14 protein-coding genes are annotated in these 17,107 nt (G+C 67.5%); 7 read left to right on the top strand and 7 right to left on the bottom strand.

Annotated elements, in window-relative coordinates; all coding sequences use genetic code 11:
• Nucleotides 1-22: 22 nt before the first annotated feature.
• From SLQ31_RS07525 to nei2, 6 genes are read left to right on the top strand one after another with little or no spacing between them, the layout of a single operon-like run.
• A complete protein-coding gene (locus SLQ31_RS07525) occupies nucleotides 23-4,540 on the top strand; it encodes an ATP-dependent helicase (RefSeq protein WP_319432930.1) in 4,518 nt (1,505 codons plus the stop codon).
• Between the two features lie 44 nt (nucleotides 4,541-4,584).
• The gene (locus SLQ31_RS07520) at nucleotides 4,585-4,992 is read left to right on the top strand and encodes a DUF4189 domain-containing protein (RefSeq protein WP_319431114.1); all 408 of its coding nucleotides are present in this window, start codon (nucleotides 4,585-4,587) and stop codon (nucleotides 4,990-4,992) included.
• A gap of 54 nt (nucleotides 4,993-5,046) precedes the next feature.
• Nucleotides 5,047-5,544 (top strand): hypothetical protein, encoded by a 498-nt coding sequence (locus tag SLQ31_RS07515; protein WP_319431112.1) that lies wholly within the window; start codon nucleotides 5,047-5,049, stop codon nucleotides 5,542-5,544.
• 10 nt (nucleotides 5,545-5,554) lie between these two features.
• Nucleotides 5,555-6,451, top strand: coding sequence for an alpha/beta hydrolase (locus tag SLQ31_RS07510; protein ID WP_319431110.1), 897 nt, complete (start codon nucleotides 5,555-5,557; stop codon nucleotides 6,449-6,451).
• Nucleotides 6,452-6,482: 31 nt separating this feature from the next.
• Nucleotides 6,483-7,889 (top strand): HNH endonuclease signature motif containing protein, encoded by a 1,407-nt coding sequence (locus tag SLQ31_RS07505; RefSeq protein ID WP_319431108.1) that lies wholly within the window; start codon nucleotides 6,483-6,485, stop codon nucleotides 7,887-7,889.
• Nucleotides 7,890-7,898: 9 nt separating this feature from the next.
• Entirely contained in the window at nucleotides 7,899-8,666 is a 768-nt protein-coding gene (gene nei2, locus SLQ31_RS07500; protein ID WP_319431106.1) for an endonuclease VIII Nei2, read from the top strand.
• Here nei2 and SLQ31_RS07495 read toward each other — a convergent pair.
• The 4 genes from SLQ31_RS07495 to SLQ31_RS07480 are packed head-to-tail and all read right to left on the bottom strand — an operon-like array spanning nucleotide 8,635 to nucleotide 13,239.
• Entirely contained in the window at nucleotides 8,635-9,180 is a 546-nt protein-coding gene (locus tag SLQ31_RS07495) for a sulfatase (RefSeq protein WP_319431104.1), read from the bottom strand. The genes nei2 and SLQ31_RS07495 overlap by 32 nt on opposite strands.
• Before the next feature lie 32 nt (nucleotides 9,181-9,212).
• Nucleotides 9,213-10,079, bottom strand: a complete 867-nt coding sequence (locus SLQ31_RS07490; protein WP_319431102.1) for a pseudouridine synthase — start codon at nucleotides 10,077-10,079, stop codon at nucleotides 9,213-9,215.
• The gene (locus SLQ31_RS07485) at nucleotides 10,076-11,821 is read right to left on the bottom strand and encodes a glycerol-3-phosphate dehydrogenase/oxidase (protein WP_319431100.1); all 1,746 of its coding nucleotides are present in this window, start codon (nucleotides 11,819-11,821) and stop codon (nucleotides 10,076-10,078) included. Before SLQ31_RS07485 ends, SLQ31_RS07490 begins: the two co-directional genes overlap by 4 nt.
• A gap of 11 nt (nucleotides 11,822-11,832) precedes the next feature.
• Nucleotides 11,833-13,239 carry an NAD(P)H-quinone dehydrogenase gene (locus SLQ31_RS07480; protein WP_319431098.1) on the bottom strand — a complete coding sequence of 469 codons (1,407 nt, stop codon included), beginning with the start codon at nucleotides 13,237-13,239 and terminating at the stop codon, nucleotides 11,833-11,835.
• Nucleotides 13,240-13,301: 62 nt separating this feature from the next.
• Here SLQ31_RS07480 and SLQ31_RS07475 point away from each other — a divergent pair, with 62 nt between their 5' ends.
• Nucleotides 13,302-13,784, top strand: a complete 483-nt coding sequence (locus tag SLQ31_RS07475; protein ID WP_319431096.1) for a gamma-glutamylcyclotransferase — start codon at nucleotides 13,302-13,304, stop codon at nucleotides 13,782-13,784.
• On the opposite strand, the gene galE is transcribed toward SLQ31_RS07475, so the two are convergent.
• Genes galE through SLQ31_RS07460 form a run of 3 tightly spaced genes read right to left on the bottom strand, consistent with a single transcriptional unit; the run spans nucleotide 13,781 to nucleotide 17,093 of the window.
• Nucleotides 13,781-14,740: a UDP-glucose 4-epimerase GalE gene (gene galE / locus SLQ31_RS07470; RefSeq protein ID WP_319431094.1), complete on the bottom strand. Its 960-nt coding sequence runs from the start codon at nucleotides 14,738-14,740 to the stop codon at nucleotides 13,781-13,783. The genes SLQ31_RS07475 and galE overlap by 4 nt on opposite strands.
• Complete coding sequence (locus SLQ31_RS07465; protein WP_319431092.1) at nucleotides 14,740-15,909, bottom strand: amidohydrolase; 1,170 nt, start codon at nucleotides 15,907-15,909, stop codon at nucleotides 14,740-14,742. Before SLQ31_RS07465 ends, galE begins: the two co-directional genes overlap by 1 nt.
• On the bottom strand, nucleotides 15,906-17,093 hold the full coding sequence (locus tag SLQ31_RS07460) for a M20 family metallopeptidase (protein WP_319431090.1): 1,188 nt from the start codon (nucleotides 17,091-17,093) through the stop codon (nucleotides 15,906-15,908). Before SLQ31_RS07460 ends, SLQ31_RS07465 begins: the two co-directional genes overlap by 4 nt.
• Between the last annotated feature and the right edge of the window lie 14 nt (nucleotides 17,094-17,107).

Raw genomic sequence — 17,107 nt, 5'->3', positions numbered from 1 at the left:
AGCCGTGAGTCCCGCCGATCCGATGGGCCGGTTCAGTCCGCTGACCCGGCGATGGTTCACGGGCACCTTCGCCGAGCCGACCCCAGCGCAGGTCAACGCCTGGGCGGCTATCGCTGATGGCGACAACACCCTGGTCATTGCACCGACCGGGTCGGGCAAGACGTTGGCGGCATTTCTGTGGGCGATCGATCAGCTGGCCCATGAGGAGGGCAAACGGCCTCGCGGGACCCGGGTGCTCTACATCTCGCCACTCAAAGCACTCGCCGTCGACGTCGAGCGCAACCTGCGCACCCCACTGACCGGTATCACCCGCATCGCCGAACGGGACGGCGTGCCGGCCCCGCAGATCAGTGTCGGCGTCCGCTCCGGCGATACCCCGCCTGCCCGTCGTCGCGAGCTGATCACCAAGCCGCCCGACATCCTGATCACCACGCCGGAGTCGCTGTTCCTGATGTTGACGTCGGCGGCCCGCGAAACGCTGACCGGCGTGCAGACCGTGATCGTCGACGAGGTGCACGCGGTGGCGGCCACCAAGCGCGGCGCGCATTTGGCGCTCTCACTGGAGCGACTCGACGCGCTGCTGGAGACCCCGGCCCAGCGCATCGGACTCTCCGCGACGGTCCGTCCACCCGAGGAGGTGGCCCGGTTCCTGTCGGGGACCAGGCCCACCACGATTGTCGCCCCGCCGGCAACCAAGACGTTCGAGCTGACCGTGCAGGTGCCGGTGCCCGATATGGCGAACATGGCGAACAACACCATTTGGCCCGATGTCGAGGCCCGCATCGTCGACCTCATCGAGGCGCACAACTCGACCATCGTGTTCGCCAACTCCCGGCGACTTGCCGAGCGACTCACCTCCCGCATCAACGAGATTCATGCCGAACGCTGCGGCATCGAACTGGACGCGCCGCCCAACCGTCAGGTACCCGGCGGGCCGCCGGCCCACATCATGGGTAGCGGCCAAACCTACGGCGCCGAACCGCTTTTGGCCCGCGCCCACCACGGCTCGGTGTCCAAGGAGCAGCGGGCCATCGTCGAGGACGACCTCAAGAGCGGGCGGCTCAAATCGGTGGTGGCGACATCGAGCCTCGAACTCGGAATCGACATGGGTGCCGTCGATTTGGTGATTCAGGTAGAGTCCCCGCCGTCGGTGGCCAGCGGATTGCAGCGCATCGGCCGGGCCGGCCATCAGGTCGGTGAGATCTCGCGTGGCGTGCTGTTTCCCAAACACCGCACCGACCTGATCGGGTGTGCCGTCAGCGTGCAGCGCATGCTCGCCGGGCAGATCGAAACCATGCGGGTGCCGACCAACCCTCTCGACATCCTGTCCCAGCACACGGTCGCCGCGTGCGCCCTGGAGCCGGTCAGCGCCGACGAGTGGTTCGACGTCGTCCGGCACAGCGCACCGTTTGCGACGTTGCCGCGCAGCGCCTTCGAGGCGACGCTGGACCTGCTGTCCGGAAAGTATCCCTCCACCGACTTCGCCGAGCTGCGGCCGCGGTTGGTCTACGACCGGGACACCGGCACGCTGACCGCCCGCCCAGGCGCTCAGCGGCTGGCTGTGACGTCCGGCGGGGCCATCCCGGACCGCGGCATGTTCACGGTGTACTTGGCCACTGACTCCGAAAAGCCCTCGCGGGTGGGTGAACTCGATGAGGAGATGGTCTACGAGTCGCGCCCCGGCGACGTCATCTCGCTGGGCGCCACCAGTTGGCGGATCACCGAGATCACCCACGACCGGGTGCTGGTCATCCCGGCGCCGGGGCAACCGGCCCGGCTGCCGTTCTGGCGCGGTGACGATGCGGGCCGGCCCGCCGAGCTGGGTCAGGCGATCGGGAAGTTCACCGGCGAGCTGGCCGGCCTGGGCCGTGGCGACTTCGACAAACGCTGCAGCGATTTAGGGTTCGCCGATTATGCCACCGACAACCTGTGGCAGCTGCTCGACGATCAGCGCACGGCCACCGCCACGGTGCCCAGCGACACCACGTTGCTGGTGGAACGCTTCCGCGACGAATTGGGCGACTGGCGGGTGGTGCTGCACTCGCCGTATGGCTTGAAGGTGCACGGACCGTTGGCGCTGGCGGTCAGCCGACGGCTTTTGGAGCGCTACGGAATCGATGAGAAACCCACGGCCTCCGACGACGGGATCGTGGTGCGGTTGCCCGACACCGAGGACGCCCCACCCGGGGCCGACCTGTTCGTCTTCTCCCCCGACGAAATCGAGCCGCTGGTCACCACCGAGGTTGGCGGGTCGGCATTGTTCGCGTCCCGGTTCCGGGAGTGCGCAGCACGCGCGCTGCTGCTGCCCAAACGCCACCCGGGTAAGCGGTCACCGTTGTGGCATCAGCGGCAGCGCGCGGCCCAATTGCTCGACGTCGCACGCAAATACCCCGACTTCCCGATCGTGCTGGAGGCGGTCCGCGAATGCCTGCAGGACGTCTATGACGTTCCGACCCTCATCGAACTGATGGGCCGGATCGCCCAACGGCGGGTGCGGTTGGTTGAGGTCGAGACACCGATGCCGTCGCCGTTCGCGACGTCGCTGATGTTCGGGTATGTCGGGGCCTTCATGTACGAGGGCGACAGCCCACTGGCCGAACGCCGCGCGGCCGCACTGTCCTTGGACAGCACGCTGCTGGCCGAACTGCTCGGCCGCGTCGAGCTGCGGGAACTGCTCGACCCCGACGTCATCGCGGCCACATCGCGTCAGCTGCAACACCTTTCCGAAGACCGCAAGGCCCGCGACGCCGAAGGCGTGGCCGACCTGCTCCGTCTGCTCGGCCCGCTGACCGAGGCCGAGATCGCCGAGCGCTGCACGGCCAGCGACGTCGGCGGGTGGCTTGATGGCCTGCATGCCGCCAAACGCGCGCTGCCGCTGACGTATGCCGGCCAATCGTGGTGGGCCGGGATCGAGGACATCGGCCGGTTGCGTGACGCGGTCGGCGTCGCGGTACCGGTTGGGGTGCCGATGAGTTTCACCGAAGCGGTGGCCGACCCACTCGGGGAGCTGATGGGTCGGTTCGCCCGCACCCGTGGTCCGTTCACCACCGCCGAGGCCGCGGCCCGGTTCGGGCTCGGCCTGCGGATCGCCGCCGACGTGCTGGGGCGAATGGCAGTCGACGGCAAGCTGATTCGGGGCGAGTTCGTCGCCGGCCCGGGGGTCGACCAATGGTGTGACGCCGAGGTACTCCGCATCCTGCGCCGCCGCTCGCTGGCGGCGCTGCGTGCGCAGGTGGAACCGGTCAGCACCGCCGCCTACGCCCGCTTCCTGCCGGCCTGGCAGCAGGTCGGCAACTCCGCCACGTCCGGCGTCGACGGGCTTGCCACCGTGATCGACCAGTTGGCCGGGGTGCCGTTGCCGGCCTCGGCCGTCGAGCCGCTGGTGTTCGGGCCGCGGGTCCGCGACTATCAGCCGGCGATGCTCGACGAACTGCTGGCCTCGGGTGAAGTCACCTGGTCGGGGGCGGGCTCGATCTCGGGCAGCGACGGCTGGATCGCGTTTCACCACGCGGAGACCGCACCGTTGACGCTCGCGGCACCGGCCGAGATCGACTTCACCGACGCCCACCGCGCGATTTTCGAGGTGCTGGGTGAGCCTGGCGAGGCTCGAGGGGCGTTCTTCTTCCGCCAGCTGGTCGGTGGCTCCGAGGAATCCACCAAAGCCGCACTGTGGGATCTGATCTGGGCTGGTTGGGTCACCGGTGACACGTTCGCGCCGGTGCGGGCAATGCTGGCCGGTGGACGCAAGCCGGGCACTCGTCGTCCCGCTGCGCCCGCACACCGCCAACGGCGCGCGCCACGGCTGAGCCGCTTTTCAGTGGCGCACCCGCAAACCCGCGCGGTGGCTTCGACCGTGGCCGGGCGGTGGTCGGCGCTCCCGGTCCATGAGCCGGATTCCACTGTGCGAGCGCATTTCTCGGCTGATCTCTTGCTGAGTCGGTATGGCGTGCTGACCAAGGGTGCGGTGGCGGCCGAAGGTGTTCCCGGTGGGTTCGCCACCCTGTACAAAGTGCTCACCGGGTTCGAGGACGCCGGACGGTGTCAGCGTGGCTATTTCGTCGAGTCGCTCGGTGGGGCGCAGTTCGCGGTGGCATCGACGGTCGACCGGCTGCGGACCTATCTCGACGGGGTGGATCCGGAGCGTCCGGATTATCGAGCGGTCGCGCTGGCCGCGGCCGACCCAGCCAATCCGTACGGTGCGGCGCTACCGTGGCCGGCCCGTTCCGATGCCGATGCCGGCCACCGGCCGGGGCGCAAGGCTGGTGCCCTGGTGGTGTTGGTGGACGGCGAGCTGGTGTGGTTCCTGGAGCGCGGTGGCCGCTCGCTGCTGAACTTCAGCGCCGACGCGGAGGCACAGCGCGCCGCGGCGGGGACGCTGGCCGAGCTGGTCGGCAGCGGCCGCATCGGCGGTGTGCTTGTCGAAAAGCTCGACGGTGTCCCGGTGTTGGAGGCGGGCGCCCACCCCGACCGGAAGATCACGGCCGATGCGTTGGTCGATGCCGGGTTTGCCCGCACGCCCCGCGGTCTGCGTCTGCGCTGAGATTGTTGGGATCGGTAGGCCGCCAGTCACGCTGAACTAGGCGGATGAAGACCAAGCGGATCGCCGTGGGATTGGCTGCCTGCGTTCTCACTGCCGGATCGCTGGCAACGGCGACGGCGCCGATCGCCGGCGCCGACATCGAATTCGAATGCAAGCCGGGATGCTGGGGTGCGGCGGCGGCATCGGTCTCCACCGGACGAGAAGTGATGCGGCTCAACTACGAAACTCGCCAGGATGCGGAGGACGCAGCCGAGTTGTGGTGTGACGTCCTTGGCAAGACCAACGACTGCCAAGTGCTCACGTCGGGGCTGGGGTGCCTGTCGATCGCGGTGAGCGCTGACGGGAAATCGTTCGCCGGGGGCAACTCATTTTTTCAGGACGCGGCCGATGGCGCGGCACTGGACGGTGCCGGTCCGGGATCGACGATCGATCTGCGGGACTGCAACGGCTGAGGCCAGCAGCGTGCCAGAACTTGTCAACCAGCAGCGCGTGATGTGAAGTAACGCATGCGGTTGTCGGAGAACACTCTCAAGAAACTCATCAAGGGCACGTTCCTGGCCTCCCTGCTGCTCGCGGCCCAAGAGGGAGGGCGGCCACTTCAGGAGGCGGCGTGGATCCTCGTCGGTGCGTCGCTGACCACCGTGGTCGACGCATATGCGACTCATCTCTCCAATCGCAGCTACGGCACCATGCGGGCCTACGTTGGCAGCCTGTGGATAGGCATCAAGGAAGATTCGCCGCGCACCCTCGCCAGTCTCCCCACGGTCTTACTTCTGTTCTGTGCGTGGATATTTCATTGGGGTCACGATCATCGGAATCCAGATGGCACTGGGGTCGCCGGTTACGAAACCCTTGTGTTGAACATCAACGTCGTTGTGCTCTTTGTCTTGGCGATTCTTGCGGCGCGCCGTAGTGGGTCGTCGCTGCGGGGGACGATCCTGTTCGGGCTCATGAACGCCGCCCTGGGTTGGCTTATCGTCACCCTTGAACTTGCCCTGGACTAGGTTGTCGACGATGAGGTGCGCAGCCATCCTCGCCTGCCTTCTGCTGACCAGCGGGAGTCTGCTACTCCCCTGCGCGAACGCGCAATCGGGCGACTCGGTCGACATCGGTCACGGCCGCGCGATCTACCTTGACTGCCTCGGCACCGGTTCACCGACCGTCATCCTCCTCTCGGGCGCCGGTGTCGCCGCGGACAATTGGAGTTATGTCGGCGACCCGAACGGCCCGGCGGTGATACGCAGTGAATCCGCTGTCTTCCCGTCGGTGGCGCGGTTCACCAGAGTGTGCGCATACGACCGACCAGGTACCGAACAACTCGGCGGCGCCCCGAGCCGATCAACCCCTGTGCCGCAACCCACGACGACGCAGGGTGCGGCGGCCGATCTGAACTCGCTGTTGGCTGCCGTGCAGTTGCCCGGCCCGTACGTGCTCGTCGGCCACTCGTGGGGAGGTTTGATTGCCCAGACGTACGCGCGCACCTTCCCGCACGACGTCGCCGGTCTGGTCCTCGTGGATCCCAGCACGCAATACCTACCGACGGTGCTGCCGCCAGACGTGTGGAACCGGTGGGTGCAGAGCCTGCTCGAGCACGGCCGGGCGCACCCAGGCTTCGAGACCACGGACCACCCGGACAGCATCCGCCAGCTCGACTCGTCACCGGCGCTGCCGCCGATACCGGTCACGGTCCTCAGTTCGGACAAGCCCTTCGACTACCTCGGCATCGGCGACCCGACGACGTACTGGCCACAGTGGCTCGATGCGGGGAGTCTGCTCGCGTCGTACCTGGGGGCAACTCATGTCACTGAGACGCACAGCGACCACTTCGTCGAAAACGAGAACCCGGCCGTGGTGGTGGATGCAGTCTGTGCCGTCGTCGCACCCCCGACGGGGTGCCCCACGGCGACGTAATTTGTCGGCGGCGCGGCGTAGAATCGAACACATGTTCGAGGAATCGGAGGACGCTGGCCTCCTCGATGCGATGCGGCAGGGACAGCGCAGTGAACGGACGGGGATCGCCCATCGGGTGCTGGCGGCGGGCAGGCTGTGTCAGCGTCGGATGAGAAGTGTCGATGCCGCCGATCGTGCCCAGTGGTGTATCGACAACTGGGAGGCGGTCGCCGCTGAAGTGGCCGCTGACCTCGGAGTCAGCCGCGGCCGCGCATCGAATGAGATGGACTACGGGCTGCAACTCATTGAGCGACTACCGAAGCTGGGTGCACTGTTCGCCTCGGGTGCGATTGAGTTTCGCATCGTGGTCGCCGCTACGTTTCGGACCGGCTTGGTTCGCGACCCAGCCGTGCTCGACGCCATCGACGAGCGAATGGCGCGGAATGCCGAACAGTGGAACGCGTTCTCGCGGAAGAGAATCGCCGAGACCATCGACTGGTTGATCGTCGAGCTCGATCCCAATGCTGTGCGCACCGCCCACGAGGCCGACAAGGACCGGTATGTCGAGGTCGCGGCGGGCAATGACGGAATGGCGGAGATCTGGGCCCGGGTTCGCGCGACCGACGGTGCGGCATTCGACCAGCGACTGGATCAACTCGCTGCGACGGTGTGCCGGGACGACACCCGAACTGCCCGTCAGCGCCGAGCCGACGCCGTTGGCGCGGTGGCGGCCGGCGCTTCGACGATGACCTGCGATTGCGGTTCCGACGAGTGCCCCGCCGGTTCGGATGCGGGCAGCGAACCGGGACAGATCGTCATCCACCTGCTGGCCGAAGCCAAGACGGTGACCGGCGAGGGAGATGCCCCGGCGCTATTGCCAGGCTTCGGTGCGATTCCCGCCGAGACCGTGCGGGCCTTGGCGGCGCGAGCCAAGCTTCGGCCAGTTATCGGCGGCAAGGAGTTCAGCGCCGAACCGCACTACCGGCCGTCCACCGCATTGGCGGAATTCATCCGTTGCCGCGATCTGACGTGCCGGTTCCCCGGGTGCGATCGCCCGGCCGAGGTCGCCGACATCGACCACACGGTGCCGTACCCGTTTGGGCCGACGCATCCGTCCAACCTCAAGCTGCTCTGCCGGGTGCACCATCTCTTGAAGACCTTCTATACGGGCCCGGGTGGCTGGGCCGACCGCCAATTGCCCGACGGTACCGTGATCTGGACGTCCCCATCGGGTCGTACCTACACCACCAAACCCGGTGGCTCACTGTTCTTTCCGCAGCTCTTCGCTCCTACCGAGGAACTGAACCTGCCGAACCCGCCACCCCAGGCACGCGGGCCCGGACGCGGATTGATGATGCCGGCTCGCCGCCGAACTCGAACCCAAGAGCGCGAGTACCGAATCCGATGGGAACGTGGGCTCAACGAGGCCAGAGCGGCTGCCCATCCGCCACCCTTCTAGTCTGGAACCATGCCAGAGGGCGACACCGTTTTCCACACCGCAGCCAACCTGCGCGACGCGCTGGTCGGTAAGACACTTACCCGTTGTGACATCCGCGTGCCCCGTTACGCCACGGTGGATCTCAGCGGCCACCCCGTCGACGAGGTGATCAGCCGCGGCAAGCATCTGTTTATCCGGGTCGGGCAGGCCAGCATCCACTCACACCTGAAAATGGACGGCAGCTGGCGGGTAAGCCCGAAGGGCAAACCACATCGGCAAGCCCACAAGATCCGAATCATCTTGGAAACCGACGACGTTCAGGCACTGGGCATCGACCTTGGCGTGCTTGAGATACTCGATCGCGACAACGACCACGATGCCGTCGCGCACCTGGGACCCGATCTTCTCAGCGACGACTGGGATCCCGAGCTGGCCGCGGCCAATCTGACCAACGACCCGGACCGGCCGATCGCCGCGGCACTGCTGGATCAACGCGTGCTGGCCGGTGTGGGCAATGTGTATGCCAACGAGCTCTGCTTCGTGTTCGGCCGGCTGCCGACCAGCCCGGTCAGCAGCCTTGACGATCCGCTGCGCGTGGTGAACCAGGCGCAAAAGATGTTGTGGGCCAACCGCGCCCGCTGGGAGCGCACCACAACGGGCAACCACCGCCGCGGACAGGAACTCTGGGTCTATGGCCGAGCCGGCAAGCCGTGCCGCCGCTGCGGTGCCGCGATCCAGCGTGCCGAATCCTCCGAAGAGCAACGCGTCACGTACTGGTGCCCGTCGTGCCAGAAGTGATCGGATGGCCGGCACCGGCCATTGCCTCGGCGACCGCCTTATCGATGCTGTTGATGGTGGACTTGTCCATCCGGAGCGCGGCAATCTTGGCCGAGCCCGACAGCGTGATCTCAACCGGGAACCGCCCGTTCGGATAGACGATGGCGATGACCACACCGGTGCCAGCCTCGAGTGCCTCCCCGATCTCGTGCCGCAGCCCGATCCGTAGTTCGTGCTCGGCGACCGCAGCGACCAACCCTGCCGCCGCCCCGCCGACCAGCACCGACAGCCCGATCGGCGGGATCAACATGCCAACCAGAAGTCCCAGGCCGGCGCCGATCCCCGTTGCGATCCGGCCGTGCCGATTCTCTGCCTCGATGACCTCCGGGTGCCCGTCGGCATCCTTGGTGACTAGCGCGGCGGCGCGCAACTCCATGCCGCGCTTGATCCGCTTCCCGAGTTCGTGGAAATCGGAGCGGGCCCGGTCGAGATCGGTGTACGCGGCTACCAGCACCAGTTCGTGATCATCGTCCATACCGACAGCGTGACGCAGTTCACACCGGACGACTAGGGCCTGAAGGCACCGGACCGACTCACGAAGGACCGCAACTGCCCGGTGAACGGATCGTCGAACTCCAACCGGTGCGCCACCAGGCGCAGCGGTGCGGAGAAGTCGTCGGCCGCCACATCAATCACGTCGGGATACAGCGGGTCGTTGTCGATCGGCAAACCGATCGACGCCATGTGCACCCGCAGCTGATGCGTTCGTCCCGTCCGCGGACTCAGCCGATACCGCCCGTCGCCCAGCGTCTCGACCAACGTCTCAGCGTTCGGCTCACCCGGTTCCTCAAAGGCCTGTAATCGGCCGCGCTCCTTGATAATTCGGCTGCGAATCACCGTCGGCAGGACCACCGATGCCACACCCGACGACCGGGCCACATAGGTCTTGCGCACCAGCCCGCGCGCGAACAACGTCTGGTAGGCACCCCGAACCTCACGGCGAACCGTGAACAACAGCACCCCCGCGGTCAGCCGGTCCAGCCGGTGCGCCGGGCTGAGCTCGGGTAGATCCAGCGAGCGACGCAATCGCACCAAGGCCGTCTGCGCGACATGCCCGCCGCGCGGCATGGTGGCCAGGAAGTGCGGCTTGTCGACGACGACGATGTCGTCGTCGCGGTGGAGCACCGGGATGTCGAACGGCACCACCACCTCGTCGGGCAGCTCGCGGTAGAGGAAGACATGCGCACCGGGCGGCAACACGGTCGCCGCGGTGATCACCGCACCGTCGGCGTCGACGACCTCACCGTTGAGCACCTTTTCGGCGGCAGCCTCGCCGAACCGGTCGGCCAGCTCAACGAGCACCGCTCCCCCGCGCAGCCGTACCCGCGCCGGGCCCACACCGTCGCGATCCGGCAGCGGAGCGGGCCGTCTCAAGTAAGCGGCACCGGCTCAAGAATCTCAGCGCGCGCCTCCGGCGCGGCCGCCCGCAGCGCATCGGCCGACTCATCGTCGGGCTGAGTCTGCGACAGCACCTCGGCCTCCACCCTGGCGATGTATGTCGCGACCTCGCGGGCACAGTCAGCCTCGCTCCAGCCCAGAATGGGCGCGACGATGTCGGCGACCTCGGCCGCACAGTCCACCCCGCGGTGCGGATACTCGATCGAGATCCGCATTCGGCGGGCCAGGATGTCCTCCAGATGCAGCGCCCCCTCCGCGGCCGCGGCATAGGCCGCCTCCACCTTGAGGTACACCGGCGCATCGCTGATCGGCTCGAGCAACTCGGGCTTATCGGCCGCCAGCGCCAAGACCTCGCCGATCAGCGAGCCGTACCGATCCAGCAGATGACGGACCCGGTAGGGATGCAGGCCGTACCCGGCCCCGACGCTCTGGGTCTGGTTGATCAGCGCGAAGTATCCGTCCGCGCCCATCAGCGGCACCTTCTCGGTGATCGACGGCGCCACCCGGGCCGGGATGTACTCCGCCGCCGCGTCGACCGCGTCCTCGCCCATCACCCGATACGTCGTGTACTTGCCGCCGGCGATCGCGACCAAGCCAGGGGACGGCACCGCCACCGCGTGCTCACGCGACAGCTTGGACGTCTCCTCGCTCTCCCCCGCCAGCAGCGGCCGCAGCCCGGCGTACACGCCGTCGATGTCCTCGTGGGTCAGCGGGGTGGCCAGCACCGTGTTGACGGTGGTGAGGATGTAGTCGATGTCGGCCTTGGTCGCGGCCGGGTGGGCCAGGTCGAGATTCCAGTCGGTGTCGGTGGTGCCGATGATCCAGTGCGTGCCCCAGGGGATGACGAACAGCACCGATTTCTCGGTGCGCAGGATGATCGCCACCTCGGACACGATGCGATCCCGCGGCACCACGACATGCACGCCCTTGGACGCCCGCACCCGGAACCGGCCGCGCTCCTTGGACAGCGCCTGAATCTCGTCCGTCCACACCCCGGTGGCATTGATCACCACGTGGGCGCGGACGTCCTCGACCGCGCCGTCTTCGGAATCGCGGATCTTCACCCCGGTCACCCGGTCGCCCTCGCGCAGCAGCGACACCACCTGGGTCGATGTGCGCACCACCGCGCCGTAATGGGCGGCGGTCCGTGCGACGGTCATGGTGTGCCTGGCGTCGTCGACGACGGTGTCGTAATAGCGAATGCCGCCGATCAGCGAACTGCGCTTGAGCCCAGGCGCCAGCCGCAGCGCGCCGGACTTCGTCAGATGTTTTTGCGGCGGAACGGATTTCGCGCCACCGAGCTGGTCGTAGAGGAAGATGCCGGCCGCGACGTACGGCCTCTCCCACACTCGTTTGGTCAGCGGGAACAGAAACGGCAGCGGCTTGACCAGATGGGGCGCCAGGGTGGTCAAAGACAGCTCGCGCTCGTGCAGCGCCTCACGCACCAGGCCGAACTCCAGCTGCTCGAGGTACCGCAGCCCACCGTGGAACATCTTCGAACTGCGGCTCGACGTTCCCGAGGCGAAGTCACGCGCCTCGACAAGGGCCACCGTGAGCCCACGGGTCGCGGCATCCAGTGCGCAGCCCGCACCGACCACACCGCCGCCCACGACGACGACGTCGAACTGTTCGCCGCCCAGTCGCTCCCAGGCGCGCGCACGTTCGGAAGGCCCGAGAAAGGTCTGACCGGTGCCCGGTCTAAGGATCGGGTCGCTCATAGGGCCCCAGGCTAGTCGAGATCGTCGTGAGCCATCAGGCGGCGCGCAGCCTCGACGATCGACCCCGACAACGACGGGTAGACCGACAACGTCTGGGCCAGATCGGTCACCGAGATGCGGTTTTGCACCGCCAGGGCGATCGGCAGGATCAGTTCGGAGGCGATCGGGGCCACGACCACCCCGCCGATGACGACGCCGGTGGCGGGCCGGCAGAAGATCTTCACGAAGCCCCGCGTGAGCAGCGACATCTTGGCTCGCGCGTTGGTGTTCAGCGGCAGCATGATCGTGCGGGCCGGCACCGAGCCGTCGTCGATGGCGGTTTGCGGCACTCCGACAGCGGCGATCTCGGGCCTGGTGAAGGTGGCCGAGGCCACCGTACGCAGCCGGATCGGGGCCACGCCCTCGCCCAACGCGTGGTACATCGCGATGCGGCCCTGCATCGCCGCGACCGACGCCAGCGGCAGCAGCCCGGTGCAGTCGCCTGCGGCATAGATGCCCGATGCCGCCGTCCGGGATACCCGGTCGACCGGAATGTAGTTGCCGCGCCCGAGCTCGACGCCGACCCGATCAAGCCCCAGATCAGCGGTGTTGGGCACCGAACCGACGGTCATCAGCGCGTGGCTGCCCTCGACGACGCGGCCGTCGGCCATCGTGACCTTGACCCCGTCGGCCGTGCGCAGCACCGACTCGGCTCTGGCGTTCTTGACCAGCGTCACCCCGCGCTCGGCGAAGACTTCCTCCAGCACGGCGGCTGCGTCGCTGTCCTCGTGCGGCAGGATCTGGTCGCGGCTGGCCACCACCGTGCACGTGACGCCGAGCTCGGTGTAGGCGTTGCAGAACTCGGCGCCGGTAACGCCGGATCCGACGATCACCAGGTGTTCGGGCAGCTCAGGGAGGTCATAGAGCTGCCGCCAGGTCAGGATCCGCTCACCGTCGGGCTCCGCGTTCGGCAAGACCCGGGGGCTCGCGCCGGTGGCGATCAGCACCACGTCGGCCTTGAGGACGCCGACCTGGCCGTTGCGCGCGGTCACCTTCACGCGGTGGTGCGCCATGCCTGGCACGGCATCGGTGAGCTCGCCGCGGCCTTGGACGACGTTGACTTTCTCGCGCAGCAGCTGCGTGCCGATGTCGGCGGACTGCGACCGGGCCAGAGTTTTCACCCGGTTGTTGATCTGGGGCAGCGAGATCTTGGCGTCGTCGATGCCGATGTCGAAGCCCAGCCCCGAGGCCCGGCGCAGTTCGGTGCGCACACCCGTCGAGGCGATGAACGTCTTGGACGGCACGCAGTCGAAGAGAACGCACGCACCGCCGATGCCGTCGGAGTCCACCACGGTGACCTCGGCGGACCGCGCGGCCGCGACCAATGCGGCCTCGTAACCGGCCGGCCCCCCACCGATGATCACGATCCGCGTCGTCACAGGGTTAGCGTAACCACCCAGGTCGCTTCGCTCCGGGGGACAGGACGCTCTAGGCTTTCCCCGTGCCGCTCTACGCCGCCTATGGGTCCAACATGCATCCCGAGCAGATGCTGGAGCGCGCGCCGCATTCCCCGATGGCCGGCACCGGCTGGTTGCACGGCTGGCGGCTGACCTTCGCCGGGGAGGACATCGGCTGGGAAGGCGCACTCGCGACCCTGGTCGAGGAACCCGATTCCAAGGTGTTCGTGGTGCTCTACGACATGACGTCCTCGGACGAGCAGAACCTGGATCGCTGGGAGGGTTCGGAGCTGGGCTTCCACAAGAAGATCAGATGCCGCATCGAATGCGAATCCACCGATACCACGACCGATCCCGTGCTCGCGTGGCTCTATGTGCTGGACGCCTGGGAGGGTGGACTTCCCTCGGCGCGCTACATCGGCGTGATGGCCGAAGCTGCCGAGATCGCCGGCGCACCAGCGGATTACGTGCACGACCTGCGCACCCGCCCGGCGAGCAACGTCGGCCCGGGGACTAGCAGCGGCTAGACCCGCGAGCGAGTGAATTCCCAAGCGTCGGAGACGATCTCGTCGATGGTGGTGCGCTGCGGCTTCCAGCCGAGTTCGGTGACTGCCTTCTCACTCGAGGCGATCAGCACAGCGGGATCACCGGCCCTGCGCTCGACATCACGCGCCGCGATCGGGCCTCCGGTGACGCGCTCACATGAGGCGATCACTTCGCGAACCGAGAAGCCGGTTCCGTTGCCCAGGTTGTAGATGCGATGTTCGCCCGGTTGCGAGTTCTGCAACGCGAGCAGGTGAGCGTCGGCCAGATCGCGGACGTGGATGTAGTCGCGGATGCAGGTGCCATCGGGCGTGGGCCAGTCGTTTCCGTACACCAGGATCTCCTGGCGCTGCCCGGTGGCAACCTGCAGCACCAGTGGAATCAGGTGCGTCTCGGTGGGGTGACGCTCACCCAATCCGGCGTACGCCCCGGCGATGTTGAAGTAACGCAGGCTCGTCGCGGCTAGCCCATGCGCGATGGAATACGACGTGATCGCATGGTCGATCGCCAGCTTGGTGGCGCCGTAGGCACTGGTCGGCCTGGTCGGCGCGTCCTCGGTGATCGGCACAGACTCCGGCTCGCCGTAGGTGGCCGCTGTCGATGAGAACACCAACCGTGGCACGCCGGCAGCGCGGATCGCCTCCAGCAGTTGCAGCGTCTTGATGACGTTGCCGTGCCAGTAACGTTCGGGCGCCTCAACCGACTCACCCACCATTATTTTGGCGGCGAAGTGCAGCACCCCGTCAAATGATCCATCGCCCAACAGCTTCGGGGCCACCTCGACCATGTCGGCCTCGACGAATTGCGCCCCGGCCGGCACGGCATCGGCGTTGCCCGTCGACAGATCGTCGACGACCACGACCTCGTGCCCCTGCTCCACCAGCACCGTGGCGCACACACTGCCGACATACCCGGCGCCGCCGGTCACCAGAAGTTTCATCAGTATCCCGCGGATTGTTCGACGATATTGACCAGAACCCGAACCCCAACCGCCAGCGCCCGCTCGTCGAGGTCGAATGTCGGTTGGTGCAGATCGAGTTGCGCCCCGCGGCCGCTCCACACGCCCAGCCGGGCCATCGCGCCGGGCACCTCTTCCAGATACCAGGAGAAGTCCTCACCGCCGCCGGACTGACGGGTGTCGGCAAGGGCATCGGGAGCGACGGCTTCGATGGCGTGCGTGATGATCTGTGTCGAGCGTTCCTCGTTGACTACCGGCGGCACGCCACGATGGTACGTCAGGGTGTGCTCGATACCGAGGGGGGCGAGCAGTCCCGAAACCGTATCCCGCACAAGGTGTTCCATATCGACCCACGTCTCGCGGCTGGCGGTGCGCACCGTGCCCGCCAAGGTCCCGGTCTGCGGGATCGCGTTGGCTGCGACGCCGGCGTTGGCCGCTCCCCAGACCATCACGGTGCTGTGCCGCGGGTCGATCCGGCGGGATAGCACACCAGGCAGCCCGGTGATCAGGGTGCCCATCCCGTAGACCAGATCCGATGTCAGGTGCGGCCGCGACGTGTGGCCGCCTGGTGAGTGCAACGTGATCTCGATCGAGTCCGCCGCCGAGGTGATCGGCCCAGGGATGACCGCGACCCGGCCCACCGCCAGCCGTGGATCGCAGTGCAGCGCAAAGATCCGCGACACCCCGACCAGCGCTCCGGCGGCGATCGCGTCAATCGCACCGCCGGGCATCAATTCCTCGGCGGCCTGGAAGATCAGCCGCACGCCGACAGGAAGTTCGGGCACCGATGCCAGTGCCGTCGCGGCTCCGATCAACATCGCGGTGTGGGCGTCGTGGCCGCATGCGTGTGCGACGTTCGGCATCGTCGAGGTGTACGGGGCCCCGGTGCGCTCGGCCATCGGCAGGGCATCCATATCGGCACGCAACGCGATCCGCGGCGCGTGCTCGGGGCCGAAGTCGCACGTCAAGCCGGTACCACCCGGCATCACCTTGGGGTTGAGTCCCGCCTCCACCAGGCGATCGGCGACGAACTGGGTGGTGGCGAACTCCTGGCGGCCCAACTCCGGATAGCGGTGAATGTGGCGGCGCCACTCCACCAGATCGTCGAAGTTTCCGGCCAACCAGGACTCGCACGCGTCGGCGATACTCATCCGCGTACCTCCCGCCGGCCCAGCAACTCCAGCACTCGGTCCCGCTCGACAGCCGTCTCAGCCAACCGAACAACCGTGCGCGCCAACATGATCGCCCCCTCAGTGACCGCACGGTCCGCGCTGGGCCCCGCCGCAGCGACAGTGAAGCCAGGCTGGTGGATCACCGCCCCGTCGGATTCGATGCCGACCACCGGGTGAATACCCGGGAGCAGCTGCGTGACATTGCCCATATCCGTACTCCCCAAAGGCATTCCGGCTTCCACCTCGACGGGAACCGGGTTGCGCCCCATCTTTGTCATCTCGTCGCGGAACACCTCGGCCAGCCACGGGTCGGGGGTCAGCTCGGCGTACGGCGGTGCGGCTTCTGCGATCTCGTGCTCACACCCGGTCGCGACCGCGCCGGCCGCGAAGCAGCCGCGCATCTTGGCTTCCAGCCCCCGCAGCGAGTCGGTGTTGACGGCCCGCATCGTGTACTGCAGCCGAGCCCGGCCCGGGATGATGTTGGTCGCCGAGCCACCCTCGGTGACGATGCCGTGGGCCAACTGGCCGGGCGCCATCTGCTGGCGCAGCAACCCGATCGCCACCTGTGCGACGGTCACCGCGTCGGCGGCGTTGACGCCCAGATACGGTGCGACGGCCGCATGCGATTCACGGCCGGTGTAGGTCACGATCACTTCGGAGAGCGCCAGTGAGCGCGCGGCAGCGATATCGATCGGCCCGGGGTGCAGCATCACGGCGGCCGCGACATTATCGAAGACCCCCGCCTCGATCAGCAGGGCCTTGCCGCCACCGGACTCCTCGGCGGGCGTGCCGATCAGGGACACGGTTAGCCCGAGCTCGTCGGCCACATCGGCGAGCGCCAGCGCGGTCCCGACCGCCGACGCCGCAATGATGTTGTGCCCGCACGCGTGGCCGATACCGGGCAGCGCGTCGTACTCCGCACAGATCCCGATCACCAGCGGACCCGAACCGAAGTCGGCCCGGAATGCGGTGTCCAAACCACCGGGCGCCACGCTGATCTCGAACCCACGCTCAGCCACCAGCGCTTGGGTCTTGGCACAGCTGCGGTACTCGTTGAATGCGAGTTCCGGCTCGGCATGAATGGCGTGGGAGAGTTCGATCAGATCGCCCTGCCGCGCCGCGACCACGTCCTCGACGCGGGTCGACGCGGTGGCGGTAGGCATCCACGCAGTATCGC

The organism is Mycobacterium sp. RTGN5 (genome assembly GCF_033804465.1).
Taxonomy (GTDB): Bacteria; Actinomycetota; Actinomycetes; order Mycobacteriales; family Mycobacteriaceae; genus Mycobacterium.
Note: the sequence above shows the minus strand (reverse complement) of the source record. Positions and strands in the feature narration are given on the sequence as shown.